The sequence below is a fragment of the Streptomyces sp. NPDC006691 genome, assembly GCF_042869955.1.
Lineage (GTDB): Bacteria > Actinomycetota > Actinomycetes > Streptomycetales > Streptomycetaceae > Streptomyces.
In genome coordinates this window covers 470,641-494,513 of the sequence record NZ_JBIAGW010000005.1, presented here as the reverse complement: position 1 = coordinate 494,513, position 23,873 = coordinate 470,641, and the positions used below count along the sequence as shown (strand labels likewise).

The 23,873-nt window shown below is 71.0% G+C and carries 25 protein-coding genes and 1 pseudogene; 14 read left to right on the top strand and 12 right to left on the bottom strand.

Features of this window, described 5'->3' with window-relative positions; translation table 11 throughout:
• Positions 1-213: pseudogene (locus tag ACFYNP_RS15540) on the bottom strand (hypothetical protein); the annotation flags it as partial.
• Positions 214-422: 209 nt separating this feature from the next.
• Between ACFYNP_RS15540 and ACFYNP_RS15535 the strand changes: the two are divergent.
• From ACFYNP_RS15535 to ACFYNP_RS15525, 3 genes are all read left to right on the top strand, one after another.
• Positions 423-965 carry a PH domain-containing protein gene (locus ACFYNP_RS15535; RefSeq protein WP_388412992.1) on the top strand — a complete coding sequence of 181 codons (543 nt, stop codon included), beginning with the start codon at positions 423-425 and terminating at the stop codon, positions 963-965.
• A complete protein-coding gene (locus ACFYNP_RS15530) occupies positions 962-2,548 on the top strand; it encodes a PH domain-containing protein (protein ID WP_388785782.1) in 1,587 nt (528 codons plus the stop codon). Before ACFYNP_RS15535 ends, ACFYNP_RS15530 begins: the two co-directional genes overlap by 4 nt.
• A 96-nt stretch (positions 2,549-2,644) precedes the next feature.
• Positions 2,645-4,834, top strand: coding sequence for an MMPL family transporter (locus tag ACFYNP_RS15525; RefSeq protein ID WP_388785780.1), 2,190 nt, complete (start codon positions 2,645-2,647; stop codon positions 4,832-4,834).
• A 122-nt stretch (positions 4,835-4,956) separates the two neighbouring features.
• Here the strand turns inward: ACFYNP_RS15525 and ACFYNP_RS15520 are convergent, their stop codons facing one another.
• The gene (locus ACFYNP_RS15520) at positions 4,957-5,232 is read right to left on the bottom strand and encodes a DUF5988 family protein (protein WP_388412998.1); all 276 of its coding nucleotides are present in this window, start codon (positions 5,230-5,232) and stop codon (positions 4,957-4,959) included.
• Between the two features lie 91 nt (positions 5,233-5,323).
• A complete protein-coding gene (locus tag ACFYNP_RS15515) occupies positions 5,324-6,043 on the bottom strand; it encodes a hypothetical protein (protein WP_385017215.1) in 720 nt (239 codons plus the stop codon).
• A 25-nt stretch (positions 6,044-6,068) separates the two neighbouring features.
• Between ACFYNP_RS15515 and ACFYNP_RS15510 the strand changes: the two genes are divergently transcribed.
• The 8 genes from ACFYNP_RS15510 (at position 6,069) to ACFYNP_RS15475 (ending at position 14,387) form a co-directional block, all read left to right on the top strand.
• Positions 6,069-7,781 (top strand): flavin monoamine oxidase family protein, encoded by a 1,713-nt coding sequence (locus ACFYNP_RS15510; protein WP_388785779.1) that lies wholly within the window; start codon positions 6,069-6,071, stop codon positions 7,779-7,781.
• Positions 7,782-8,315: 534 nt separating this feature from the next.
• Positions 8,316-9,170: a HipA family kinase gene (locus ACFYNP_RS15505; protein ID WP_385017220.1), complete on the top strand. Its 855-nt coding sequence runs from the start codon at positions 8,316-8,318 to the stop codon at positions 9,168-9,170.
• Complete coding sequence (locus tag ACFYNP_RS15500) at positions 9,167-9,550, top strand: DUF3037 domain-containing protein (protein ID WP_100572792.1); 384 nt, start codon at positions 9,167-9,169, stop codon at positions 9,548-9,550. Before ACFYNP_RS15505 ends, ACFYNP_RS15500 begins: the two co-directional genes overlap by 4 nt.
• Before the next feature lie 147 nt (positions 9,551-9,697).
• Positions 9,698-10,459, top strand: a complete 762-nt coding sequence (gene fabG / locus ACFYNP_RS15495) for a 3-oxoacyl-ACP reductase FabG (protein WP_385017222.1) — start codon at positions 9,698-9,700, stop codon at positions 10,457-10,459.
• A gap of 17 nt (positions 10,460-10,476) precedes the next feature.
• Positions 10,477-11,238, top strand: coding sequence for an SDR family oxidoreductase (locus tag ACFYNP_RS15490; RefSeq protein WP_388413005.1), 762 nt, complete (start codon positions 10,477-10,479; stop codon positions 11,236-11,238).
• 147 nt (positions 11,239-11,385) lie between these two features.
• Positions 11,386-12,975: an ABC transporter substrate-binding protein gene (locus ACFYNP_RS15485; RefSeq protein ID WP_388785778.1), complete on the top strand. Its 1,590-nt coding sequence runs from the start codon at positions 11,386-11,388 to the stop codon at positions 12,973-12,975.
• A 93-nt stretch (positions 12,976-13,068) separates the two neighbouring features.
• A complete protein-coding gene (locus ACFYNP_RS15480) occupies positions 13,069-13,752 on the top strand; it encodes a uracil-DNA glycosylase (RefSeq protein ID WP_388785776.1) in 684 nt (227 codons plus the stop codon).
• Positions 13,753-13,913: 161 nt separating this feature from the next.
• Positions 13,914-14,387, top strand: coding sequence for a hypothetical protein (locus ACFYNP_RS15475; RefSeq protein ID WP_388413006.1), 474 nt, complete (start codon positions 13,914-13,916; stop codon positions 14,385-14,387).
• A 35-nt stretch (positions 14,388-14,422) separates the two neighbouring features.
• On the opposite strand, the gene ACFYNP_RS15470 is transcribed toward ACFYNP_RS15475, so the two are convergent.
• Complete coding sequence (locus ACFYNP_RS15470) at positions 14,423-14,896, bottom strand: hypothetical protein (RefSeq protein WP_385017235.1); 474 nt, start codon at positions 14,894-14,896, stop codon at positions 14,423-14,425.
• Positions 14,897-14,993: 97 nt separating this feature from the next.
• On the bottom strand, positions 14,994-15,542 hold the full coding sequence (locus tag ACFYNP_RS15465; protein ID WP_388413008.1) for a DinB family protein: 549 nt from the start codon (positions 15,540-15,542) through the stop codon (positions 14,994-14,996).
• 183 nt (positions 15,543-15,725) lie between these two features.
• Between ACFYNP_RS15465 and ACFYNP_RS15460 the strand changes: the two genes are divergently transcribed.
• Positions 15,726-16,631, top strand: a complete 906-nt coding sequence (locus ACFYNP_RS15460) for a Gfo/Idh/MocA family protein (protein ID WP_388785774.1) — start codon at positions 15,726-15,728, stop codon at positions 16,629-16,631.
• On the opposite strand, the gene lnt is transcribed toward ACFYNP_RS15460, so the two are convergent.
• Positions 16,555-18,126: an apolipoprotein N-acyltransferase gene (gene lnt, locus ACFYNP_RS15455; RefSeq protein ID WP_388785772.1), complete on the bottom strand. Its 1,572-nt coding sequence runs from the start codon at positions 18,124-18,126 to the stop codon at positions 16,555-16,557. The genes ACFYNP_RS15460 and lnt overlap by 77 nt on opposite strands.
• 112 nt (positions 18,127-18,238) lie before the next feature.
• Positions 18,239-18,718, bottom strand: a complete 480-nt coding sequence (locus ACFYNP_RS15450; RefSeq protein WP_385017247.1) for a nuclear transport factor 2 family protein — start codon at positions 18,716-18,718, stop codon at positions 18,239-18,241.
• An 83-nt stretch (positions 18,719-18,801) separates the two neighbouring features.
• Between ACFYNP_RS15450 and ACFYNP_RS15445 the strand changes: the two genes are divergently transcribed.
• Complete coding sequence (locus tag ACFYNP_RS15445) at positions 18,802-19,587, top strand: crotonase/enoyl-CoA hydratase family protein (RefSeq protein ID WP_388785771.1); 786 nt, start codon at positions 18,802-18,804, stop codon at positions 19,585-19,587.
• A 149-nt stretch (positions 19,588-19,736) separates the two neighbouring features.
• Here the strand turns inward: ACFYNP_RS15445 and ACFYNP_RS15440 are convergent, their stop codons facing one another.
• The 3 genes from ACFYNP_RS15440 to ACFYNP_RS15430 form a co-directional block, all read right to left on the bottom strand.
• Complete coding sequence (locus ACFYNP_RS15440; RefSeq protein ID WP_388785769.1) at positions 19,737-20,540, bottom strand: GNAT family N-acetyltransferase; 804 nt, start codon at positions 20,538-20,540, stop codon at positions 19,737-19,739.
• Positions 20,541-20,617: 77 nt separating this feature from the next.
• Entirely contained in the window at positions 20,618-20,815 is a 198-nt protein-coding gene (locus tag ACFYNP_RS15435; RefSeq protein ID WP_385017255.1) for a hypothetical protein, read from the bottom strand.
• Between the two features lie 117 nt (positions 20,816-20,932).
• Entirely contained in the window at positions 20,933-21,109 is a 177-nt protein-coding gene (locus tag ACFYNP_RS15430; protein WP_388785767.1) for a hypothetical protein, read from the bottom strand.
• Positions 21,110-21,328: 219 nt separating this feature from the next.
• Here ACFYNP_RS15430 and ACFYNP_RS15425 point away from each other — a divergent pair, with 219 nt between their 5' ends.
• A complete protein-coding gene (locus ACFYNP_RS15425; protein WP_385017260.1) occupies positions 21,329-21,706 on the top strand; it encodes a hypothetical protein in 378 nt (125 codons plus the stop codon).
• 59 nt (positions 21,707-21,765) lie between these two features.
• On the opposite strand, the gene ACFYNP_RS15420 is transcribed toward ACFYNP_RS15425, so the two are convergent.
• Positions 21,766-22,638 (bottom strand): undecaprenyl-diphosphate phosphatase, encoded by an 873-nt coding sequence (locus ACFYNP_RS15420; RefSeq protein WP_388785765.1) that lies wholly within the window; start codon positions 22,636-22,638, stop codon positions 21,766-21,768.
• 283 nt (positions 22,639-22,921) lie between these two features.
• On the bottom strand, positions 22,922-23,641 hold the full coding sequence (locus ACFYNP_RS15415) for a TVP38/TMEM64 family protein (protein ID WP_388785763.1): 720 nt from the start codon (positions 23,639-23,641) through the stop codon (positions 22,922-22,924).
• Positions 23,642-23,873: the final 232 nt, after the last annotated feature.

Here is a 23,873-nt window from a genome sequence, read left to right as displayed (position 1 = left end):
ACCCAACACCACCAACGGCCACACCCGCCGCACCGCCAACACCACCACCACAAAAACCTGCAACCCCAACCCCACCCACGGCCCAAACCGCGGATCCTCTTCACGCGGGAAGCCGCCCCCGAAAGCGATGAAGACGTTGAGTGCGACGAGTGTGGTGACGAGGATGGTGTCCTGAACGGCGCTGCGGCCCAACCATCGAATCGGCTCTATCACGCGGTCACCCTACTGTCACCCATACGCTGCGGAAGCAGACCTGATCCCTACGAAACAGCGGAGGGTACGAAAGTGGGTAGCGCGCCGCCGAAGTTGCAACCTTGGTCGCTTCCACTCCACACGAACCGCTCTGCCTGCTTCACCGTCCGGCTTGTTTGGCTGTTCAGGAACGGAACAGCCAAGGGGTCGGAGGAGCAGTGCCAGAGCAGATGCGGCAGTCCGCACGGGACGGGTCGGAGCAGGCGGTGCCCGGCGGCGTCGCCCCGCGCCCGCTCTGTGCGCCGCGGCCCGGACGCCGTCCGGACCGCCGCGCCGTCCACTGGTGGCTGACGCAGAACCTCCTGATCGTCGTGCCGGTCCTCGCCGGACTGGCGGCCCTGGCGCTGCTGCCGCACGCCCCCGCCTGGCTGTGGCCCGTGTTCGCGGTGCTGTGCCCGCTGGGGGCGGGGTACGCGCTACTGACGCCCTGGTACCGCTACCGCATCCACCGGTGGGAGGTGAGCACCGAGGCCGTGTGCGCCACGTCGGGCTGGCTCGTCCGTGAATGGCGCGTCGTGCCGTTCACGCGCATCCAGACCCTGGACACCGAGCGCGGCCCGCTGATGCAGCTCTTCGGCCTGTCCGCGGTGACCGTGACGACCGCTTCGGCGGCGGGGCCGGTCACCATCGTCGGCCTGGACAAGGATCTCGCGACCGCCCTGGTGCAGGACCTCACCGAGCGTGTCCGGGCCCTGCACGAGGACGGCACGTGAGCACGCGTACGCCGGTGCTCGACGCACCCGAGACACCCGACGAGCCGCGGCTGCCCGCTGGACAGTCGTGGCAGCGGCTCCACCCCCGCATGATCGTGGTCAGCGTGAGCTGGCTCGTGGGCCCGGCGGTGCCGCTGCTCGGCGCCATGCTCGTGGCCCGTGACCTGCTCAACTCTCACGGCCTGATCGTCCTCGGCTCCTACATCGTGGTGGCCGGTGTCCAGGCCGGACACGAGTGGGTGCGCTACCGGACCACCCGCTTCCGGATCACCGACAGAAAGGTCGAGCTGCACTCCGGGCTGTTCTTCCGTACCGACAAGTCGATTCCCCGCGACCGCGTCCGCAGCGCCGACCTGACCGCGAACCCCGTGCACCGCCTTTTCGGGCTCGCGGCCGTCAAGGTCGGCACCGGTCAGCACACCGCCCGCAGCGAGGACGACGAGCTGGTGCTCGACGGGATCTCGCGCGAGCAGGCGCTCCAGTTCCGGGCGCTGCTCCTGGACCGGAGCGGCACGACGAACCCCGACGGCACCGCCGCGAGCCCGGAGCTGCCCGTTCCGCTCGCGCGGATGCGCTGGTCCTGGGCCCGGTACGCGCCGCTGACCGTCACCACCGTGGCCGGGGTCCTGGCCGTGGTCACCGGTGGCTCCAAGCTCCTCGACACCCTCGGCCTCGACATCACCGACAGCGGCACCGCGCGGAACGTCTGGGACTGGCTGTCCTCCGTGCCGCTCGCCCTGGCCATCGCCGCCGTGGCGGTGGTGCTGCTCGCCGTCGGCGTCGCGGGCTCCTTGGTGGGCTTCGCCGAGGCATGGTACGGCTACCGGCTCGAACGTGAACCGGAAGGCTCCCTTCACCTGGTCCGCGGGCTGCTCACGTCCCGGTCGGTGTCCGTGGCCGAGCGGCGGATCTGCGGGGTGGAGCTGACCCAGCCGTTGCCGCTGCGCCTGCTCTCCGCGGCTCGCCTCAACCTCCTCGCCACGGGGCTCGGCGGGCACAGCGCCCGCTTCTCCAACCCGGCGCAGCTGATGCCTGCCGCGCCACTCGACTCCGCGCACCGGATCACGGCGGACGTCCTCGACCTGACGTCCTCGCCGATCACCCAGGCAGCGCTGCGGGGCCACCCCCGGCCCGCCCTGCGCCGCCGTCTGGTGCGCGGATGCCTGCTGGCCCCGGCAGGGGCGGCCGCCCTCGCCGGGGCGGGCGCGGGCAGCGGTCTGCTGCCCTGGTGGACCGTCGCCGCGGCCGTCCTGCTCACCGCGGCCTGCGGCGCCCCGCTCGCCCGGGACGCCTACCGCGGCCTCGGCCACGCGCTGCACGGGGACTACCTCGTCGTACGACAGGGCACCTTCGTCCGTCGCACGGTGGCGCTCAGGCGCGAGCGGATCGTCGGCTGGACCGGTAGGCAGTCGTACACACAGCGCCGCGCCGGGCTGTGCACGCTGACCGCCACCACCGCCGCGGGCAAGGGCTCCGTCCGGATCCGCGACATCGGCGTCGCCGAGGGACTCGGCTTCGCGGAGGCGACGCTGCCGGGCCTCCTCGCCCCGTTCTGTGGCACGTCGACCGAGCAGCACCACTAGCACCACCCGATGCCTCGCATCACAAGACCAAGCCCGAACCACAAGTCCCTTGAAAGACCAAGTACTCCGGTGTGTTCCGGAGTGGAGGAAGGAACCGTGTTCAAAGCACTAGGACGTTTCGTCGTCGGACACCGCTGGCTGGTGATCATCGGCTGGCTCATCGCCGGGGCGGCCGTGATCGGCTACGCCCCCTCCCTGGCCACCACAACCGATCAGGCAGAGTTCCTTCCCAAGCACTACGAGTCGATCCAGGCGCAGAAGATCCAGGAGAAGGCGTTCCCGAAGGGCTTCAGCCCCTCGGCGATCGTGGTGTTCATGCGCGAAGACGGCAAGGCCCTGGACAAGGCCGACTCGGCCGAGATCACGAAGGTCGGCAAGGCCCTTCAGGCCAAGAAGTACGAGAAGGTCGAGGAGGTCATCACCGCGCCGCCGTCACCGCACAGGACGGTGCAGACGGTCATGGTGTCGATGACCGACGTGAAGGCGGGCGACAAGGGCCAGCAGCACGCGGTCAAGGACATGCGGGACGACCTCAAGCCTCTGGTCGCCGGCTCGGGTCTGAAGGTGGGCGTCACGGGTGACGCCGCCAGTCAGCTCGACAACGAGGAAGCCTCCAAGAAGGCCGACGGGCTGATCTTCATCGGCACCATCGTCCTCATCATCCTCCTGATGACGATCATCTTTCGCAGCCCCACGATCACCGTCCTCACCATTGTCGGCATCACGCTCGTCTCCCAGATCGCCAACGGACTGATCGCGATCGCCGCCAAGGAGTTCCACCTCAAGGCCGACAGTTCGGTGTCGTCCCTGCTGATCGTGGTGCTCTTCGGCGTCGGCACCGACTACATCCTGTTCCTGATGTTCCGCTACCGGGAGCGACTGCGGCTCGGTGAGGACCCGAAGAACGCGATGATCTCCGCCGTCGGCCGGGTCGGCGAGGCCATCGCCTCGGCCGCCGGAGCCGTCATCGTCTGCTTCCTGGCGCTGCTGCTCTCCTCGCTCAGCTTCCTCGTCTCCATGGGCCCGGCCCTGGCCATCGCCATCGGAGTGACCCTGCTCGCCAGTCTCACCCTGATCCCGGCGATCATCTCGCTGATGGGCACCAAGGTGTTCTGGCCGTCCAAGTCGTGGCAGCGTGAGCCGCGCGCGGCCCGCTTCGAGGCCGTGGGCAAGTCCGTGGCCCGCCGCCCCGGCCTGTTCGTCATCGGCTCCGGGCTGCTCATGATCGTGCTCGCCCTTGGCTCGTTCGGCTACAAGCCGACGTTCGCGAGCCAGGAGGACGAGAACTCCAAGAAGGAGTCCCAGGTCGCGCTGCACGCCATGACCAAGGACCTGCCGGCGGGCAGCACCAATCCGAGCACCGTCCTGATGCGCTCCACCAACGGCGCGAAGCTCCGCGACGCGGACATGAAGTCCTTCGTCACCCACCTTGAGCAGGTCAAGGGCGTGGGCAGCGCCTCGCGCACCCAGCTCAGCAAGGACGGCACGACCGCCGAGTTCAACGCCGTTCTGACGATGGACCCCAACGGCCGCGAGGCGATGGATCTGGTACGAGGACCGCTGCGCACCGCGGCCCACGAGGCGGCACCGCCGGGCACCGAGACGAAGGTGGGCGGCATCACGTCGGTGTTCGTCGACATCAACAAGGCCATCAACCGGGACTTCTCGGTGGTCTTCCCGACGGCGGCGGCGCTCATCATGCTCATCCTCGGCCTGCTGCTGCGCAGCATCGTCGCGCCGATCTATCTGATGGTGTCGGTCGCGCTCGGCTTCGGTGCCACGCTCGGCGCCAGCGTGCTCCTCTTCCAGCAGGTCGAGGACCAGTCGGGCCTGACGTTCTTCCTGCCCGTCATCATGTATTTGTTCGTCGTCGCCATCGGCACCGACTACAACATCCTGATGGTGGCGCGCCTGCGGGAAGAGGCGAAGGAAGGGCTTGGCGCGCGTGAGGCCACCGCCAAGAGCATCCAGCACGCGGGCCCGACGGTGGCCGCGGCCGGTGTGATCCTCGCGGGTTCGTTCGCGTCGATGATGCTCGCCAGCGATGTCTCGCTCGCCCAGATCGGGTTCGCGGTCGCCTTCGGCATCGTCATCGGCGCGTTCGTGATGGCGATGTTCTTCACGCCCGCGCTCACCGCTCTGCTCGGGCGGGCCGCTTGGTGGCCGCGCCGCATCAGGCCGGAGCAACCGCGGCAGGGCGTGCCTCCGCACGGCGGGCCCCACCACCAGCAGCCGGTTCCGGCCCGGGGCGGCGATTCGTACGCCCAGGGCGGCCGACGGGACTGACCAACTGCCCCGACCTCCACAAGGTTCGTGCCCCACCGCCTCTCGCGGTGGGGCACGAACCTTGTGGGGGAAATTCTTGCGTGTGGGGGGGATGTTCGAAGCCGGACTCTCGCCTGTTGCTCTTATTCGGCGATTTTCGTGCGGCCGACCCAGCGCAGCTTCAGCGGGCCTGACACGCCGGATTCCTCGGCACGGGCGGTCGAATTGAAGTGGACCGGAGCGTCGATGAACTCGTAGTGCTCATAACCGTTTCCGAGCCGAATCTTGATCTTCTCCTCGGAGCAGATCACTTCGTTGAGCTCGGCGAGGACGACAGTCCCGGAAAGCGTGCTCGGACCGCCTTCGAGGTGGACGGAGTCCAATGTGATGGCGGAGATGCTGTTGTCGATTCCTCGCATGGGTCACCTCTCGGCTTGGCGCCTCTGACGTGTGAGATTGTTCTGCGGCCGCGCGGGGTTCGGATAGCCCCAGGGGACCCCTCAATAACCCCTATCGCACTGGCGCTTCACACGTGGCCATGACCCGGAGCGGTTCACGAACGCACAGCCGAGCGTCCGCGAGCTCGCTGAACTTCTCCCCGAGGGGCTGGATGACGTTCTTCTCGACCTCGTAGTAGTTGGTGAGCGCGGACAGCGGCACCCGGCGCAGGTGCCAGCGCCCCGAAAGGTTGCAGCCGACCGCCGAGTTGGGCGTGAAATGGCCGGTCATCCAGCCGTGGCGCTCGCCGTCCTGGGTGCGCTCCAGGCGGAAGTGGTTGAACAGGCTCTGCGCGGTGGTGCGCACCGTCTCACCCGGGTCCTCCGGCTGCGGGTCAGCCACACCGAACCAGCACTCGGGCTCCCCGGCGTCCTTGACGTAGGCGTCGTTGAAGCCGAGCCACGGCCAGACGAAGGCGATGTGACGGGCGTCCGCAGTGCGTACGTCGTCGGCCCGCCACTCCTCGGGGATCCGGTCGGCGTCGATGTAGAAGCGGCCGAGCCAGCTCGGCAGCCACAGGTAGTACGGGTAGGAGCTGTCGTCGGACAACAGGTAGCTGTTGGCATTCGAGAACAGTTCGTTCCCGGCTATGGGGCGCAGTCGCACCCCGTACTCCGGCAGGCTGAAACGCACGCTGAGGACTTCGAAGAACGACCGTACGTCCTGGAAGTAGGCGGACAACGTGCCATATGCGTCCGAGGTTTCGGCGACGACATCTTTGCGGAAGATCATGAGTTTCTCTCCGGCGTGCTAAGACATGTACGTGAACGCGACTGTAGATCAACAGGAGAGTGGGGTAAACCATGCTGCGGCAAACACGGATACGCAGGCGAACGCGCGAACTCACCGGCCGTTTCCGGCCGTTTCGTGGCTCGATATCGCGATAGTCGGCGCCGGAATCGGCGGCTGCCTGCTGGCGTATCGCCTGGCACGCCACAGAGAACGCGCGGGGGAATTGCGCCCCGAGCGGGTGGCTCTATTCGAGCGCACGCACCGGGTGGGCGGCCGATTGTGGTCGGTGCCGATGGGGGAGGGCCTCCATGCCGACCTGGGGGCGATGCGCCTGCACCGCGGCCTTCGCCAGGTGCTAGGCGTCGTCCAGGAGGCCGGCCTCGCCTCCGACCTCGTGCCCTTCGACTTCGGACGGCCTGAGAACCCCGTCCACGTACGCGGAAGGAGCCTGCGTCAACGCCACTTGACCGACGCCGCGAGACTTCCGTACGACCTGGCGGACGGCGAGCGCGACCTGAGCCCCGGAGACCTGGTCCTGCGTGCGGCGAACACGCTCGTGCCCGGCTTCGGCGAGCTGCGCCGGGCCCACCACGAGGCGCTGGAGCAGGGGGACGCGCGCCGGGCCGCGCGGTGCGTGTCGGAATGTCGCGGGCGCATCTCCCAAGTGGCCGTCGGCGGGCGCCCGTTGGCGCAGGTTACGTACCCCGAAGCCCTGCGGGCGGTGCTCGGTGCCGAGGCTGTCGCCCTCCTTCATGGCACGGGTGGGTACGACATCGTCGACAGCGGCGAGAACGCCGCCGAACAACTCGGCATTCTCTTCCGCACCCCGCCGCACGCCGAATACGTCACGCTGCGCCGCGGCATGCAGAGCCTGCCGCTGGCCCTGTGCGACCGGTTCACGGCGGCGGGCGGCACCCTCCGCACCGGGCACCGGCTCCTGCGCGTCGACCGCGCGACCCCCGGGCAGCGGAGTCGGGCGGCACCGGACGACACCACACACACGGGCCCCGTCGGCTACCGGCTGACCTTCGCCCTGGAGGACCCCGAAGGCCGCGCCACCGGGGAACACGTCCACATCCACGCGCGCACCGTCGTCCTCGCCCTGCCGCAGGGCCCGCTGCTCCGGCTCGACCAGGAGGGGCTGCCCTTCACGCCCCGGCTGCGCGCCGACCTGGCCGCGGTCGAGGCCGTGCCCGCCCGGAAAGTCTTCCTGCTGTACCGGACGGCCTGGTGGGAGGGGCTCGGCATGACGCGCGGCCGCGCCACCACCGACCTGCCGCTGCGGCAGCTCTGGTACGGCGGCACCTGCCCGCTGCCGGGCCCCGCCCGCGGCGACGGCCCCGCGCTGCTGCTCGCCGCGTACCCGAGCGGTTCCGCCACCAGGACGTGGGACGCCCTGCGCGAGCGGCCCGGCGCCATGGCCGACTACGCCCACCGCCTCGTCGCGCGGATGCATGACGTGCCCCACCTGAAGGCCCCGCTGTCCGCGCTCTCGCAGGACTGGAACAGCCCGCCGCACGACGGCGCGTGGCACGTGTGGCGCCCAGGGTACGACCCCGACGTCGTCGGGCCCCGGGTCCGTACGCCGCTGCCCGGCGAGGCGGTGCACATCGTCAGCGACTGCTGGAAGGCCGACCCCGGCTCGGTCGAAGGGGTCGTCGCCGACGTGGAAGCGGTGCTGAGGGAGCAGCTGGGATGCGGTCGGCCGCCGTCGCCGCAGGCTCCTACCACCGGCTAGATACGGATCACGGGATTCAACGTGGTGTGTCTCTTCCATCCTGGAGGCGGCCGTCGATGACGGGCGGCTCGCCGATAACCCCATGCACGCGAAGTCCGTGCGGTGGCCCAAGGCGCCGCAGGGGCGGCGCGAGGCTTGGCCGTTGGAGAGAGCGCTGCGAGTCCACGACGTCATCGACCCGCGCAATCGGACAGCTGTCGTGGTCGGTCCGGGGTGCGGGCTCCCTCCGCGCTTCGGTAACGCTGTCGCGGCGAACTGGAAGGCCGGAGGGTCCGTCGTGACCTTGGCATGGTGGCTCGGACACCCTTCCCTGGCGATCACCCTCGGTTACTATGCTTGCTTCATGCCCGATCCGAGGCAGGGAGCAAGGGGCGTACTGCCATCGACGGTCTGCTCGGGGCGCGGGAAGGGCCGGATGACCGGTGGAAATTCCCCAGATTTTCCCCAGGACCGTTGGACGGCGATTCCCGCTGTTGCCCCGCTCTGAAGCGGGTCGTTGGTTTGCGAGGCTGAAGAGACGGATGGCCCGGGAAAATGTTGAGTGAGGTCGTTGCGACCCGTTATGTGACACCCCTGCGTGAGGGCGGGTCGCTCCCCGGCATCGTCGAGGCCGACGATCTCGGGACGTATGTCATGAAGTTCACCGGGGCCGGCCAGGGCCGCAAGACGCTCGTCGCGGAGGTCATCTGCGGCGAGCTCGCCCGCAGGCTCCGGCTGCGCGTTCCGGAGCTGGTCACCATCCAGCTCGACCCGGTCATCGGCCTGTCCGAGCCCGACCAGGAGGTGCAGGAGCTCCTCAAGGCGAGCGGCGGCCTCAACCTGGGCATGGACTACCTGCCGGGTTCGCTCGGCTTCGACCCGCTCGCCTATGAGGTGGGCGCGGCCGAGGCCGGCCGGGTGGTCTGGTTCGACGCGCTGATCAACAACGTCGACCGGTCGTGGCGCAACCCCAACATGCTGGTCTGGCACGGCGACCTGTGGCTCATCGACCACGGCGCCACCATGATCTGGCACCACAACTGGCCCGGCGCCGCGGCCTCCGCCGCCAAGCCCTACAACGCCTCCGACCACGCGCTCGCGCCCTTCGGGCCGGACATCGCCGCCGCTGCCGCCGAGCTCGCGCCGCTGATCACCGAGGAACTCCTGACCGAGGTCACCGCCCTCGTCCCCGACGAGTGGCTGGTCGACGAGCCCGGTTTCGGGACGACCGACGAGCTGCGCCGCGCCTATGCCGAGCCGCTGCTCGCCCGCGCCGCCACGATCCACGAGCGGATCGTCCTCGACGCTCCCGCGGCCACCAAGCCCTCGCGGCCCCCCGGCTGGCTGACCGACCAGATCAAGCCCTGGCCGCACCCGACCAAGCAGAGCAAGAAGGACGCCGACCGTTGAGCAAGCGCGATGTCTTCGAGTACGCGCTGCTGCGCGTGGTGCCACGCGTCGAGCGCGGCGAGTGTTTCAACGCCGGAGTGCTGGTCTATTGCCGCGCCCACTCCTTCGTCGCGGCGCGCACCCATCTGGACGAGACGAAGCTGAAGGCCCTGGACCCGGATGCGGACGTCGTGGGCGTACGGGCCGCGCTGCGCGCCGTGGAGGGCGTCTGCGGCGGTGGCGAGGCGGCCGGTCAGGCGGCGGGTGACGACGCGGGGCGGCGCTTCCGCTGGCTGATCGCGCCGCGTTCCACGGTCGTCCAGCCCGGTCCGGTGCACACCGGCCTGACCGCCGATCCGCGGGCCGAGGCCGAGCGGTTGCTGGACCTGCTGGTGCGCTGAACCAGCCCCGGCGGGGGTGTGACATGCGCCGGGGGATCCGTGGGCCGTTGACACCGGGTGCCAGGGCTTCTAGCGTCACGTCTGCTGAAGCTACTAAGCGGTTGCTCAGTGACTGAGGGCCGCGGATCCCAGGGCGAGGAGAACAGCATGTCCACCACCGAGCAGCGTGTCGCCATCGTGACCGGGGCGGCGCGGGGCATTGGCGCCGCGACCGCCGTCCGGCTTGCGGCCGAGGGCCGGGCCGTCGCCGTACTCGATCTCGACGAGGCGGCCTGCAAGGACACCGTCGACAAGATCACCGCGGCGGGCGGCCGGGCCGTCGCCGTCGGCTGCGACGTCTCCGACAGCGCCCAGGTGGAGGCGGCCGTGGAGCGGGTGGCCGCCGAGCTCGGCGCGCCGACCATCCTCGTCAACAACGCCGGCGTGCTGCGCGACAACCTCCTCTTCAAGATGAGCGAGTCGGACTGGGACACGGTCATGAACGTGCACCTCAAGGGCGCGTTCCTGATGGCCAAGGCCTGCCAGAAGCACATGGTGGACGCCAAGTGGGGCCGTATCGTCTCGCTCTCCTCGTCCTCCGCGCTCGGCAACCGCGGGCAGGCCAACTACTCCGCCGTCAAGGCCGGCCTCCAGGGCTTCACCAAGACCCTCGCCAAGGAGCTCGGCAAGTTCGGCGTCACCGCCAACGCGGTCGCCCCCGGCTTCATCGTCACCGAGATGACCGCCCAGACCGCCGCCCGCGTCGGCATGGGCTTCGAGGACTTCCAGGCCGCGGCCGCCACCCAGATCCCGGTCCAGCGCGTCGGGCACCCCGAGGACATCGCCAACGCCATCGCCTTCTTCACCGGCGACGCCGCGGGCTTCGTCTCCGGGCAGGTCATGTACGTGGCCGGCGGACCGCTCAACTAAGGCCGGGGGCAAGGAACATGACTGAACTTCCTGAACTGTCGGGCAAGGTGGCCCTGGTCACCGGAGCGAGCCGCGGCATCGGCTACGGCATCGCGGAGGCGCTCGTGGCCCGCGGCGACCGGGTGTGCATCACCGGACGCGGCGAGGACGCCCTCAAGGAGGCCGTCGACAAGCTCGGCTCCGACCGCGTCGTCGCGGTCCCGGGCAAGGCCGCCGACGAGGCCCACCAGGCCGCCGCCGTCGAGCGCACGATGGAGGCGTTCGGCCGGGTCGACTTCCTGGTCAACAACGCCGGTACGAACCCGGTGTTCGGCCCGATCGCCGAGCTCGACCTGAACGTCGCGCGCAAGGTCTACGAGACCAACGTGATCTCCGCGCTCGGCTTCGCACAGCAGACCTGGAAGGCCTGGCAGAAGGAGAACGGCGGCGCGATCGTGAACATCGCCTCGATCGCCGGAGTCTCCGCCTCGCCCTTCATCGGCGCGTACGGCATGAGCAAGGCCGCCATGGTCAACCTGACCCTCCAGCTGGCGCACGAGTTCGCGCCGTCGGTGCGGGTCAACGCGATCGCCCCGGCCGTGGTCAAGACCAAGTTCGCGCAGGCGCTGTACGAGGGCCGCGAGGCGGAGGCCGCCGCGGCCTACCCGATGGGCCGGCTCGGCGTGCCCTCCGACATCGGGGGCGCGGCCGCGTTCCTCACCTCCGACCAGTCGGCCTGGGTCACCGGACAGACCCTGGTCGTCGACGGCGGCCTCTTCCTGAACGTCGGGGTGCACTGACGCGACAGCGCCGGGGGCGCACTGCGGCACCGTCCGTCACCCCTGAGCGGTTTTGCTCCTGAATATGCCAAGTGCCCTGCTGAGACAGTCGGTTGACCCAGCGGGGCACTGCGGTATGGTCTGCCGATCCATGGCCGACCGAGGAGCGTGCACGTGTTCAGAGGGACCAACTGCCGACCCGCCGTGACGGCCCTTGCGTCCATATCCCTGCTGGCCGGATGCGGTCTGATTCCGGGCGGATCGTCCGGCGCTCCGCAGGAGATCACGGTGGGTACGACCAGTGAACCGAGCACGCTCGACCCGGCGGCCTCCTGGGACGGATCGTGGGAGCTCTACCGCAACGTCTTCCAGACCCTGGTGGCCTTCCCGACCGGCAGCAGCGCCCCGCAGCCGGACGCCGCGCGGTCCTGCGCCTTCCAGGACAAGTCGAGCCGCACCTTCACCTGCACCCTGCGCAAGGGGATGACGTTCTCGGACGGGACGAAACTCGACGCGAACGCCGTCAAGTACTCCTTCGACCGCATCGTGAAGATCAATGTGAAGGCCGGCCCCAAGGGACTGCTCAGCAGCCTCGACAAGGTCACCGTCGACAACGACCTGACCGTCACCTTCCACCTCAACAAGCCGGACGCCACCTTCCCCTATGTGCTCGGCGCGCCCGCCATGTCCATCGTGGACCCCGCGGCGTACCCGGCGGACAAGCTCCGCGACGACGGCGGGCTCACCGGCTCGGGCCCCTACACACTGGAGTCGTTCAAGGCGGGCGACCGGGCGGTCCTCAAGAAGAACAGCAGTTACCAGGGGTTCGCGCAGCGCCAGAACGACGGCGTCACCATCCGCTACTTCCGCGACTCCCAGGGCATGCTGGACGCCCTCAAGGGCAAGCAGATCGACATCACCTACCGCGGCATCACGGCCGACGAGGTCGAGGACATCCGGGGCGAGAAGGCTGCGGGCAAGCCGTACCAGCTGGTCGAGAACACCGGCACCGAGATCCGTTTCCTGGTGTTCAACCCCAAGGACCCCGAGGCCGCGAAGCCCGCGGTGCGCCGCGCGGTCGCGCAACTCGTCGACCGCGACGCCCTGGTCGCCAAGGTCTACAAGGGCACCGCCGAGCCGCTGTACTCGATGGTCCCCACCGGGGTGAACGGGCACACCACCAGCTTCTTCGACACCTTCGGCTCGCCCAGTGTCCCCAAGGCGAAGGACATCCTGCGCAAGGCCGGCATCACCACCCCGGTCCCGCTCACGCTCTGGTACACCACCGACCGCTACGGCTCCTCCATGGCGGCGGAGTTCAAGGAACTCAAGCGACAGCTCGACGCCTCCGGGCTCTTCGACATCACGCTCAAGAGCAGTCCCTGGAAGGTGTACAGCGAAGGGTTCCAATCCGGTGACCTGCCCGTCTTCGGACGCGGCTGGTTCCCCGACTTCCCCGACCCGGACAACTTCATCGCGCCCTTCGTCGGCAAGGAGAACGCCGTCGGCACGCCCTACGACCAGCCCGAGATCACCAGCCAACTCCTCCCGCAGTCCCGCGAGATCTCCGACCGGGGCGCCGCGAGCAGGCAGTTCGAGCGGGCGCAGGACATCCTCGTCGACGACGTACGGCTCCTCCCGCTGTGGCAGGGCAAGATCTACCTCGCGGCCAGTGACGACATCGCGGGCGGCGAGCGCGCCATGGACCCGCAGACGGTCATGCAGATGTGGGAGCTGCACCGCAAGACCAGCTGGTAGGAGCGGGCGCGGGCGGCGTTGTCAGTGGCGGCGGGTAGGTTCGGGATTCCGCGAGAGAGTGCGGGAACCGAATGTCCCACGGAGGTTGTTGACGTGACCGATACCGCCATGCTGCCCGAGTCCTGGCAGGGCGTCCTCGGCGAGGAGCTCCAGAAGCCGTACTTCGAGGAGCTCACCGCGTTCGTCGAGGAGGAGCGGGCGAAGGGCCCCGTCTTCCCGCCCCGCGACGAGGTGTTCGCGGCGCTGGACGCGACCCCGTACGACAAGGTGAAGGTCCTGGTCCTGGGACAGGACCCCTACCACGGCGAGGGCCAGGGGCACGGCCTGTGCTTCTCGGTGCGGCCCGGGGTGCGGACGCCGCCCTCGCTGCGCAACATCTACAAGGAGATGCGCGACGAGCTGGGTCTGGACGTCCCGGACAACGGCTATCTCATGCCGTGGGCCGAGCAGGGCGTGCTGCTGCTCAACGCGGTGCTCACGGTGCGCTCGGGCGAGGCCAACTCGCACAAGGGCAAGGGCTGGGAGAAGTTCACCGACGCGGTGATCCGGGCCGTCGCCTCGCGGCCCGACCCGGCGGTCTTCGTGCTGTGGGGCAACTACGCGCAGAAGAAGCTCCCGCTGATCGACGAGGAGCGCCATGTCGTGGTCAAGGGCGCCCACCCCTCGCCGCTCTCGGCCAAGAAGTTCTTCGGGTCCCGCCCGTTCACACAGATCAACGCGGCGGTCGCGGCGCAGGGCCACGCCCCCATCGACTGGCGCATCCCCAACCTGGCCTGAGCTCCACCGGGCGGAGGCCGGGCGGCGGGCGCCCGTCGGCGGGACGTGTGACGGCGTCCGGCTGACAGGTCGGGGCGCCCGCCCGAGCCTCAGGCCGATTGTCAGTGGCGGCGGTTAGCGTCGAAGCCGTTGGAGTTTCGGGACGACGGGCGGAGACAGCGGTGACGGACATGCAGGAAGCCCCGGGGGACCTCGTGATGACCCGGATCGGGCAGGCGATGATGCTGCTGCACGGCGGGGACCGCGAGGAGGCCCGCAACCGATTCGGCATCCTGTGGTCGGAGATCGGTGAGAACGGTGACGCGCTGCACCGCTGCACCCTGGCCCACTACATGGCGGACGCGCAGGACGACGCCGGGGACGAACTGGCCTGGGATCTCAGGGCGTTGGCGGCGGCCGACGGCTTGACCCAGTCCCGTCTCGAAGAGCACGACGCCTCGGCCGCGGTCCGCGCCTTCTACCCCTCGCTCCACCTCAACCTCGCGGCCGACTACGTCAAGCTGCACCGCCCCGAGGACGCCCGGCTCCATCTCGACCGCGCCCATGACGCACTGGACACGCTGTCCGACGACGCGTACGGGTACAGCATCCGTGAGGCGCTGCGCCGCCTGGAGCGGCAGCTGGACACGGTATGAGGCAGCGGCTTCGGCGCCGGTGCTCTGACGTAGCGTCAGTTCCCATATGTGGCATGACAGATGCGGGCCTCGGGGCTGTCCTCGCGCCAGCCGCCGTAGCGTCGGCCTAGGGCACAGATGTCACCGCCCGGGGCGGTCGGCGGCGGGGCGGTACGGGGGCGGCGCTTCCCGGGGGTGGCGGCGGGGCGCGTCGGCTCCTGCTCCTCGTCGCGTGAGTGCCGCTCGCGGCGGGGCGGGTCCGGCCGGGCGTGCGGCTCCCGGGGTGGCTCCGGGACCGTGGGTGGCGCGGAGGCTCTGAGGGAGGGGGCATCGGGAGGCTGGACCGTGTCCAGCGCCTCGCGTGCCGGGGCCTGGACGGCCCCGGGGGCCTGTTGCTGCCGGGCCGGCGGGGCGGGTGGCGCGGCGGGAGCGGGACCGCCCCCGACCGCGACACAGCCCGCGACGCATCCGCAGACGGCCAGGGTGGCCGCGGCCGTCAGGAGCCTCAGCGCGTTGCGGGTGCGGTGCATCCGTCAACTGTGCTGGCTGTGGCCGCCGTTGGGCCACCTCGGCCGGGCACAATGGCCCGCACGAGTGACCCGCCGGCTGCCCGAGTGACCCGCCCGCTCAGGCTCCCGTCGAGCCGTCGATGGCCTCGCGCAGCAGATCGGCGTGGCCGTTGTGACGGGCGTACTCCTCGATCATGTGGGTGTAGATCCAGCGCAGGCTGAAGTGCCGGCCACTGCGCGCGGTGCCGACGCTGAGTTCGTCGAGGCCGTGTCCGGCCGCGGCGGCGCGTGCGGCGGCCACCTCGCTCTGCCAGGTGGCGAGGGCCTCCGCATAGGTGTCCTGGGGGCCGAAGTGGAAGTCGCCGTCCGGATCCTCCTCGGTGCCGTACACGCCTTCGTCGGTACCTCCGGCGAACACCGAGACGAACCACCAGCGTTCGACCTCGCAGAGATGGCGTTGCAGGCCGAGGAGGGTGAGCTCGGAGGTCGGCACGGCGGCCCGTCTCAGCTCCTCGTCGGTGAGCCCCGAACACTTCTGGGCCAGGGTCTCGCGGTGGTACTCCAGCCAGCCTTCGAGCATGGCCCGCTCGGGGGCGTCCAGGGCGGGCTCGGTGCGCTCGGGGGTTTCGGCGGACGGGACGGGGGACGGTACGGCGGAGGTCGTCATGCCGCCCATCCTGTCGGCCCACCCGCCCCCCGGCCACCGGTTATCGCCCCGCCTCGGCCCGCACCGGTCCTGCCGGGGATTGGGGAAAGCTCGCCGCCCGTACCGCCCGGCACGGAGAAAGCTCGCCGCCCGTATGCTGACCAGCAAGGACGACGGACACCGCTCGGCGACAGGAGAACCCCCGTGAAGGTCGGATGCATTGGGCTCGGGGACATCGCGCAGAAGGCATACCTGCCCGTGCTGAGCGCCCTGCCGGGTACGGAGCTGCACCTCCAGACCCGCACCCCGGCCACCCTCGACGCCGTGGGCGACGCCCATCGGATACCGGCCGGGCAGCGGCACACCGACCTCGCGTCCCTGCTCGCGCAGGGGCTGGACGCCGCGTTCGTGCACGCGCCGACCGCCGTGCACCCGGAGATCGTGAGCCGGCTCGTCGAGGCGGGCGTGCCGACGTACGTCGACAAGCCGCTGGCCTACGAACTCGCCGAGTCCGAGCGGCTCGTGGCGCTCGCCGAAGAGCGCGGGGTCGGCCTCGCCGTCGGCTTCAACCGGCGCCTCGCCCCCGGCTACGCCCAGTGCGCCGACCACCCGCGTGAACTGATCCTCATGCAGAAGAACCGGGTCGGCCTCCCGGAGGACCCCCGCACCCTGGTCCTCGACGACTTCATCCACGTCGTGGACACCCTGCGCTTCCTCGCCCCCGGCCCGATCGAGCACACGGTCGTACGGGCCCGCGTCCGCGACAGTCTGATGGAGCACGTGGTCCTTCAGCTCTCCGGCGACGGTTTCACCGCGATCGGCACCATGAACCGGATGAACGGATCCACCGAGGAGATCCTGGAGGTCTCGGGCCAGGACACCAAGCGCCAGGTCCTGAACCTGGCCGAGGTCGTGGACCACAAGGGCCAGCCGACCGTGCGCCGCCGCGGCGACTGGGTCCCGGTCGCCCGCCAGCGCGGTATCGAGCAGTCGGTCCTGTCGTTCCTCGACGCCGTACGGGCCGGAGAGACGCTCAGCGCGCGGGACGCGTTGGCGACCCATGAGCTGTGCGAGCGGGTGGTGCGGGAGGCGTGGGAGCAGGCTTCCTGAGCACCCGCGCCGCCTCGCCCGCGCAGAACAGGGCGAGCGCCGCGAGGGCCGCGTACACCGCCCAGTCGCCGAGGCGCACATAGGGCGTGGTGCCGGTGGCGAGCGGCACGTCGTACACCGCGGCGGTACTCGCGGAGGTGGGCAGCCACCTGCCGACGCGGCCGCCGTCGGGGCCGTAGGCCGCGCTGATGCCGGTCAGGGTCGCGTGCACCATCGGGCGGCCCGTCTCGGCGGCGCGCAGCGCGCCGAGCGAGGCGTGCTGCGCGGGCGCCCAGGTGTCCTGGAACGACGAGGTCGAGGACTGCGCGACGAGCAACTGCGCGCCCATGCGCACCAGATGACGGCTCATGTCCGGGAAGGCGGACTCGAAGCACACCAGCGGCCCCACCCGCGCCGCGTCCGGCAGGGTCATCACCACGGGAGTGGTGCCGCGCTGCCGGTCCTCGTCGGCGGCCTTGCCGACCGACGTCGCCCAGCCGAGCAGCGACCGCGCCGGGATGTACTCGCCGAACGGCACGAGCCGCATCTTGTCGTAGCGCTGCCCGGTCGGCCCGTCGGGCCCCACGAGGACCGAACTCTTGAAGATTCCCGGCTTGTCCGACCTGCGCGCGTCCACGTTCACCAGGATGTCCGCGCCGAGGTCCTGGGAGAGCTTCGCGATCCGCGCCGCGAGATCCGGCCGGGACGTCAGGTCCTGCCCCACGCTGCTCTCGCCCCATACGACGAGGTCCACATGCTGCCCGGCGAGTGAGCGGGTCAGCGCCTCGCTGCGGGCGAACCGGGCGTCCCCGTTCTCGATCACGCCCGGCTGCACCACCGCGACCTTGAGCCGGCCGTCGCTCGCCATGTGCGGAGCCCACATCCACACGGCACCCGTGGCGAGCGCGCACACCACGAGCACGGAGACCATGGCGGTACGCACCCGGGAGAGGGCCACGCAGAGGGTGACGGCGGTGTTCACCGCCACCACCAGCAGGCTCACCAGCCACACCCCGCCCACCGACATCAGCCGCAGCGCCGGAGTCACCTCCCACTGGCTCGCGCCGAGCAGCCCCCACGGCCCGCCGAGCCCCTGCCACGACCGGACCAGTTCCACCGCGAGCCAGCCCGAGGGGACCACCACGACCGCCACGAGCGCGCGCGGCACGGAGGGACGGCCACCCATGACGGACCGGACCAGCACACCCCATGGTGCCCACAACAGCCCGAGCAGCGCGGCCAGGACCACGATGAACACGTTGAGGCTGGGGAAGAGCCAGTGGTGCACCGCGAGCATGAACCCCGTACCGCCGAGCCAGCCGTCGAGAGCGGCCCGCCGGACGCTGCTCGCGGAGCGCACCAGGAGCAGCAACGGCACCAGCGCGAGGTAGGCGAACCACCACAGCGAGGGCGCGGGGAAGGCGAGCGCGGGCAGCGCGCCGGCGAGCACCGCGGCCGCGCCGCGCCACCAGGCCGAACTCAGACGCGGACCGTGACGGCCGACCGTGATCCGCATGCCGCGCCTCCTCGCCCACCCCCGTGATCAGTGGTGTTCTCGCCCTGCCAGTGTGCGGGAGAGCCACCGCCGCGCACAGATGACCCGGCGCGCGGCGCGTCCCTCCCGTCGCTCATGCCCCGGCGAGGGCCCCCGACACCCGCCGCCACTTCTCGTGCACGGTCACCGACCGCAGCCGCCAGCCCGTGTCCGTACGGACGAGCGAGAACGCGTAGCGCCCCCCGGACTCGAAGCCGGGCGCGGGCGGTGTGCCGTCGCCGTCGGTGCCGAAGCACATGGGGTTGAGGTAGTCGGCGCTGAGCTCCGCCCGGTCGCCCGGGTAGCCGCCGAGGTCCTGGAGGGTGAGCAGGCGGTTGGTGATCAGGTGCTGGCGGACCGGGAAGAGCCGCATGGTCTCTTCGAGCCAGCGCGCCACCTCCTCGGCCGGTCCTTCGATGCCGCCCGCCGGGCGGTAGTCCGCGCGGCCGTCGGCGGCGAACAGGGCGCGGTAGGCGGTCCAGTTCCCGTCGTCGACGGCCGCGGCATATCCGGTGATGAGTTCGTCGATGGCCAAACGGTCGAGCAGGGTTCCGAGATCCACGCGCTGCGTCATCGGGTCAGTCTCCGGCAGTGGGCCGCGAACGCCAAGAGGCCCGCACTTGTGGCTGCTTGGGACCACGTGCTACCGCTGGCGCCATGACAGACGAGACGGTTCCGGTGGTACGCAGCGAACGGCGCGGCCCGGTCACCACGGTGATCCTTTCGCGGCCCGGAGTGCGCAACGCGGTGGACGGCCCCACCGCCCGCGCGCTCGCCGACGCCTTCCGTGCCTTCGAGGCGGACGAGGCGGCGGCGGTCGCCGTGCTCTGGGGCGAGGGCGGTACGTTCTGCGCGGGCGCCGACCTCAAGGCGATCGGCACCGCACGCGGCAACACGGTGACCGAGGACGGCGACGGGCCGATGGGCCCGACCCGGCTGCGGCTCTCCAAGCCGGTGATCGCGGCGGTGGCCGGGCACGCCGTGGCGGGTGGTCTGGAACTGGCGCTCTGGTGCGATCTGCGGGTCGTGGAGGAGGACGCGGTGTTCGGGGTGTTCTGCCGACGCTGGGGCGTGCCGTTGATCGACGGCGGGACGGTCCGGCTGCCGCGCCTCATCGGGGCCGGCCGTGCCATGGACCTGATCCTCACCGGGCGCCCGGTGGACGCCGCCGAGGCCCGGGCCATCGGACTGGCCGACCGGGTCGTGCCGAGCGGTACCGCCCGGGCGCGGGCCGAGGAGCTCGCCGCGGAGATCGCCGCCTTCCCGGGCACCTGTATGCGCCACGACCGGATGTCGCTGCTCGAACAGGAGGGCCTCGCCGAACCCGAAGCGCTGCTCAACGAGGTGCGGCACGGCGTGCACGCGCTCGGGGAGGCGGCGGAGGGCGCGGCGCGGTTCGCGGCGGGAGCGGGCCGCCACGGGACGTTCGAAGGACAGGACTGAGGAACGGCGGCCCTCTCCGGCCTCCGGGGGAGGCGCGTTCCTCCCGTGGGGCGGCCGCCTTCCCGAGGGGCGGCCGCCTGTCCTGAGTGCGGGCGGCGCGGTGCCGTGCGGTGTCACGTCCGGCGCGGGCGGCTCCGCGCGGTGGCGTGTTACGGCTCGCGCACGTACGGCGTGGTCACCGTCAGCGGGACGAAGCCGAGGCGCTGGAGGATGGGCCGGCTCTGATCGGAGGCGTCGACCTGGAGGTAGCGGTAGCCGCGCTCGGCGGCGATACGGGCGCGATAGGCGATCAGGGCACGGTAGATGCCCCTGCCGCGCCACTCGGGGACGGTGCCGCCGCCCCAGAGACTGGCGAACTCCGTGCCCAGGTGGAAGTCCATGCGGGCCGCGCTCACCGGAAGGTCCCCGGCCATGGCGACGACCGCCGTCACGCTGTCGGGTGCCTCGGCGAACTGGGCGAGCAGGCGTTCACCGAAGCGGGCGGAGCCGTTGCCGAAGGCCCGGTCGTGCACCAGCGCCACCAGCTCCACCCCGGCCTCGTCCGTCACGGGGTGGAGGGTGATGCCGGCCGGGGGTTCGGGGGCGTGGGGGAGGTCCGCGACCCGGGCGACCATGACGGTCTCGGCGGGCTCGGCCTCGAACCCGGCTGCCAGCAGCCGCTGTCCGAGGTCGGCGGGCCGGTCGTGGGCGTACAGCTTCCACTCCCACGCGTGGCCAAGCGAGGCGAAGTGCCGTACCTGGGCGGCGATTTCGGCGTCCGCGTCCGACTCGGTGAGGCGCGACCAGAGGACACCGTTCCACACATGGCCGGGGCCGACCTGCCGGAGGACACCGCCGGACCGCTCCACCGTGGCGCTCGGTCCGTCGGGCCGGGCCCGCTGTCGCAGCTGGAGGTCGAAGACCGTGAGCAGTGCGTCGTCGGTGGCGCCGTCCGGCGCGGGGGTGGTCTGCATTCGGCCACTTCAACACCGTGAGGAGGGCCGCGGCAACCGGAATTCGGGGGCGGGGATCAGCTTCGGCGGATCGGGGCTCAGGTTCGCGGCTTCGCGGCCGTTCCCCCGGGGAACGGGGCCGGTTCGCCGACCGCGGCAGCCCAGTCGGCAAGCAGCCGCTCGTACTCCTCCGCGGGCCACTGCCCGTCCGCGCCGTCGACGAGCGCACGGATGGCGTCGTTGGCGGCATCCGCGTCGGACGGCGCGGGGCCGGGACGCTCGGGGGAGGTAGACATATGACCAGGCTACGGGTCAGGTCGGCCGAACGACCCCGCCGAACCGGCCGAACCCCAGGTGGGAGCGGTGCGGGGTGGGAAAGGTCACAGGCCGAGGGGGGTTTGGAGCGACGTACGTCACGCCGCCTGGGCGGTGTCGCCCCGTACGGCGGCGGCCCATTCGACCAGGAGCCAGTGGTAGCGCTCCTCCTCCTCGGGCGAGAGGCGGCCGTCGGACTGATCCCACAGGGAGCGGATATCCGCGTTCACCACGTCGGCAGGGCGAAGGAATCGGCGGTCGGAAGTCGGGGGCATGGGACAAGCCTACGGCCATGAGGTGACCCACCGCCACGGAGTGGGAACTCTCAGCCAACATTAAGCAGTTGGAGAGGGACGGGGCGGTCGACGGGTGCCGCGCCGGAAGGGGCAGCCGGGCGGCGGGATCCGGCCGTCGCCCGGGGCCCGCGACAACTGACCGGGGCGGTGCGGGCGTTGACCCGCGCCCGGAGCGGTGGGGGCGCCTATCCTCGCGGCATGGAGCAGAGCGAGGTTCTCAAGCGAGTGATCGGCATTCTCACCGAGGCCGGGGACTACCGCCGCCGGATCGAGGAGGACGGCGAACGAGGGCCCCGGGACACGGAGATCGGCATCGTCACCGCCCTGCTCAACGAGACGATGCCGCATATCGAGATCCCGGCCGACGCGACGCCCCAGGAGATGGCCACGCTCGTGGCGAGGGAGGTCGGCGGGGCCATCCGTCAGCTCGTGGCCGCCTTCAGCCTGGCGTTCGTGGCCCTCGCCCAGGTGCACGACTCCGGCGAGCCGGACGTGTCGTCGGCCGATGTGCTCCAGGACCTGGCCCTGCGCGCGGAGGAGGTCAGGGGGGAGGGCCCGGAGGCATCGGAGGGCTGAGTCCTCAACTACCGCCCCAGGAGACCCGGTTCGGGCCCCCGCCCCGGTGGGCGGCGGGGTCAGAGGCCGCCGCCCGCGTCCGGGCTCAGGGTGCCGGCCGCGATGAGGGCGAACAGGGCCACGCCGAGCACGATGCGGTAGACCACGAACGGCATGAAGCTCTTGTGGGAGATGAAGGCCATGAACCAGGCGATCACCGCGTAGCCCACCGCGAAGGCGATGACCGCGGCGAAGAGGGTGGGGAGCATCGGCGCCTGGCCGGGGCCGCCCGCGTCCTTCAGCTCGAAGACCCCGGAGGCCAGTACGGCCGGGATGGCGAGCAGGAAGGAGTAACGGGCCGCCGCCTCGCGGGTGTAGCCCATGAGGAGGCCGCCGCTGATGGTGGCGCCGGAGCGGGAGACGCCCGGGATGAGGGCCATGGCCTGGCAGATGCCGAAGATCAGCCCGTCCTTGGTGCCGAGTTCCCGCAGCGACTTGCGCTCCTTGGCGGCGCGATGCCGTCCGCCGGACTCGTCGCGGGCCGCGAGCCGGTCGGCGATGCCGAGGACCACGCCCATCACGACCAGCGTGGTGGCGATCACCCGCAGATCGCGGAAGGACGTGTCGATCTGGTGCTTCAGGACGATGCCGAGCACCCCGATCGGGATCGAGCCGACGATGACGAGCCAGCCCATCCTGGCGTCGTGGTCGTCGCGCAGCGAACGGTCGGTGAGCGAGCGGAACCAGGCCGAGACGATCCGCGCGATGTCGGAGCGGAAGTAGATCAGGACGGCCGTCTCGGTGCCGATCTGCGTGATCGCCGTGAACGCCGGGCCCGGATCGTGCCAGCCCGCGAACGCCGCGGTCAGCCGCAGATGTGCGCTGGAGGAGATGGGCAGGAACTCCGTAAGCCCCTGAACGAGCCCGAGTATGAACGATTCGAACCAAGACATGGGTTACTGCGCCATCCAAGGGGGGTCGGGGCCACGGCCGGTCGGCACGACGGGGACCGGCCGGAGCACCGGGGCGGCGGCACGGCCACACCGGTGATCTTGCGCGGATCGAGCCGCACGGTAACGGGCCCGGGTTAACGGATGGTTGACGCCGGGCGGCCTGCGGGAAGCGGCCCCGCCGGACCCGAAACGGGCCCCGATCTCCGCATCCCGCCTCCGCATTCGATCTCCGCACCCCGGCTGCGCCGCCCGGGCGCTGCGCAGCCCGCGCAGCGCCGGCGCATCAGGCCCCGCTACCGCCCCGCCCGCGCATACCGCCCCGCTTGCGCCACGCCACGACGGCGGCCCCGGCCCCGCTCAGCACGATGAAGCCCATCGCGATCAGGAACGCGGGCGATGTCGGGGACGAGGCGCTGCCGCCCGCGACCACGTACGCGAGGGTGTTGGGCACCGAGCCGAGGCCCGTCGCCACGAGGAAGGGCGTCCAGCTCATGCGCGAGACCGCCGCGCAGTAGTTGGCGGCGGCGAACGGCACACCGGGGAACAGGCGGATCGCCATCATCGAGCGGAACCCGTGCCGCGAGAGCTGACCGTCCGCCGCCTTCAGCCAGCGCCCCCGCACCAGTGGCCGCAGCGCGTCCTGGCCGAGCACCCGGCCGAGCCCGAACGCGATGCCCGCGCCGAGGACCGTGCCGACGAGCGAGGACACGAATCCGGCCGGCGTCGCGAAGAGGGCACCCGCGGCCAGATTGAGGATCGGGCGCGGTACGAACGCGGCCGTGCACAGCCCGTACGCCACCGCGAAGAGCACCACCGCCCAGGCCCCGCCCATCGCGGGTGGCCAGCCGTCGGCGAGCAGCCGTTGCGGCTGGAGGACCAGGACGGCACTCCCGGCGGCCGCGAGCACCACCACGAGCAGCGCGAGCCGCGACCACGGCGAGAGCAGTGCTCTCCCACAGCGGGCGGCGAGACCTGGCGTCGGTCGGGCAACGGGCTCGAACATCAAGGGAGACTAACCGACCGGGGCGGGCGCCCGTCGTAAGGGAGCCCTTCCGGCCCACTGCGACCGGCCGGCATCAGGCAGGCGCCCGGTGCGAGCGCCCCCCCGCGGCTCTTTCGCCGCACACAACTTCCGCCCGCGGAAAACCATTCGACGCGCCGTCGCCCGCCAGGGATGATCGGCGGCATGTCCAGGTACGCCTTCCTCGCAGCGCCGTCCGCAGTCGCGGACGCGC

Excerpts from the sequence above, each read along its gene's own strand:
- ACFYNP_RS15535 (WP_388412992.1), top strand. The coding sequence starts at position 423 with ATGCGGCAGTCCGCACGGGACGGGTCGGAGCAGGCGGTGCCCGGCGGC.
- ACFYNP_RS15520 (WP_388412998.1), bottom strand. The coding sequence starts at position 5,232 with ATGCGAGGAATCGACAACAGCATCTCCGCCATCACATTGGACTCCGTC.
- ACFYNP_RS15515 (WP_385017215.1), bottom strand. The coding sequence starts at position 6,043 with ATGATCTTCCGCAAAGATGTCGTCGCCGAAACCTCGGACGCATATGGC.
- ACFYNP_RS15510 (WP_388785779.1), top strand. The coding sequence starts at position 6,069 with ATGTACGTGAACGCGACTGTAGATCAACAGGAGAGTGGGGTAAACCAT.
- ACFYNP_RS15505 (WP_385017220.1), top strand. The coding sequence starts at position 8,316 with ATGTTGAGTGAGGTCGTTGCGACCCGTTATGTGACACCCCTGCGTGAG.
- fabG (WP_385017222.1), top strand. The coding sequence starts at position 9,698 with ATGTCCACCACCGAGCAGCGTGTCGCCATCGTGACCGGGGCGGCGCGG.
- ACFYNP_RS15490 (WP_388413005.1), top strand. The coding sequence starts at position 10,477 with ATGACTGAACTTCCTGAACTGTCGGGCAAGGTGGCCCTGGTCACCGGA.
- ACFYNP_RS15470 (WP_385017235.1), bottom strand. The coding sequence starts at position 14,896 with ATGCACCGCACCCGCAACGCGCTGAGGCTCCTGACGGCCGCGGCCACC.
- ACFYNP_RS15465 (WP_388413008.1), bottom strand. The coding sequence starts at position 15,542 with ATGACGACCTCCGCCGTACCGTCCCCCGTCCCGTCCGCCGAAACCCCC.
- lnt (WP_388785772.1), bottom strand. The coding sequence starts at position 18,126 with ATGCGGATCACGGTCGGCCGTCACGGTCCGCGTCTGAGTTCGGCCTGG.
- ACFYNP_RS15450 (WP_385017247.1), bottom strand. The coding sequence starts at position 18,718 with ATGACGCAGCGCGTGGATCTCGGAACCCTGCTCGACCGTTTGGCCATC.
- ACFYNP_RS15445 (WP_388785771.1), top strand. The coding sequence starts at position 18,802 with ATGACAGACGAGACGGTTCCGGTGGTACGCAGCGAACGGCGCGGCCCG.
- ACFYNP_RS15440 (WP_388785769.1), bottom strand. The coding sequence starts at position 20,540 with ATGCAGACCACCCCCGCGCCGGACGGCGCCACCGACGACGCACTGCTC.
- ACFYNP_RS15435 (WP_385017255.1), bottom strand. The coding sequence starts at position 20,815 with ATGTCTACCTCCCCCGAGCGTCCCGGCCCCGCGCCGTCCGACGCGGAT.
- ACFYNP_RS15430 (WP_388785767.1), bottom strand. The coding sequence starts at position 21,109 with ATGCCCCCGACTTCCGACCGCCGATTCCTTCGCCCTGCCGACGTGGTG.
- ACFYNP_RS15425 (WP_385017260.1), top strand. The coding sequence starts at position 21,329 with ATGGAGCAGAGCGAGGTTCTCAAGCGAGTGATCGGCATTCTCACCGAG.
- ACFYNP_RS15420 (WP_388785765.1), bottom strand. The coding sequence starts at position 22,638 with ATGTCTTGGTTCGAATCGTTCATACTCGGGCTCGTTCAGGGGCTTACG.
- ACFYNP_RS15415 (WP_388785763.1), bottom strand. The coding sequence starts at position 23,641 with ATGTTCGAGCCCGTTGCCCGACCGACGCCAGGTCTCGCCGCCCGCTGT.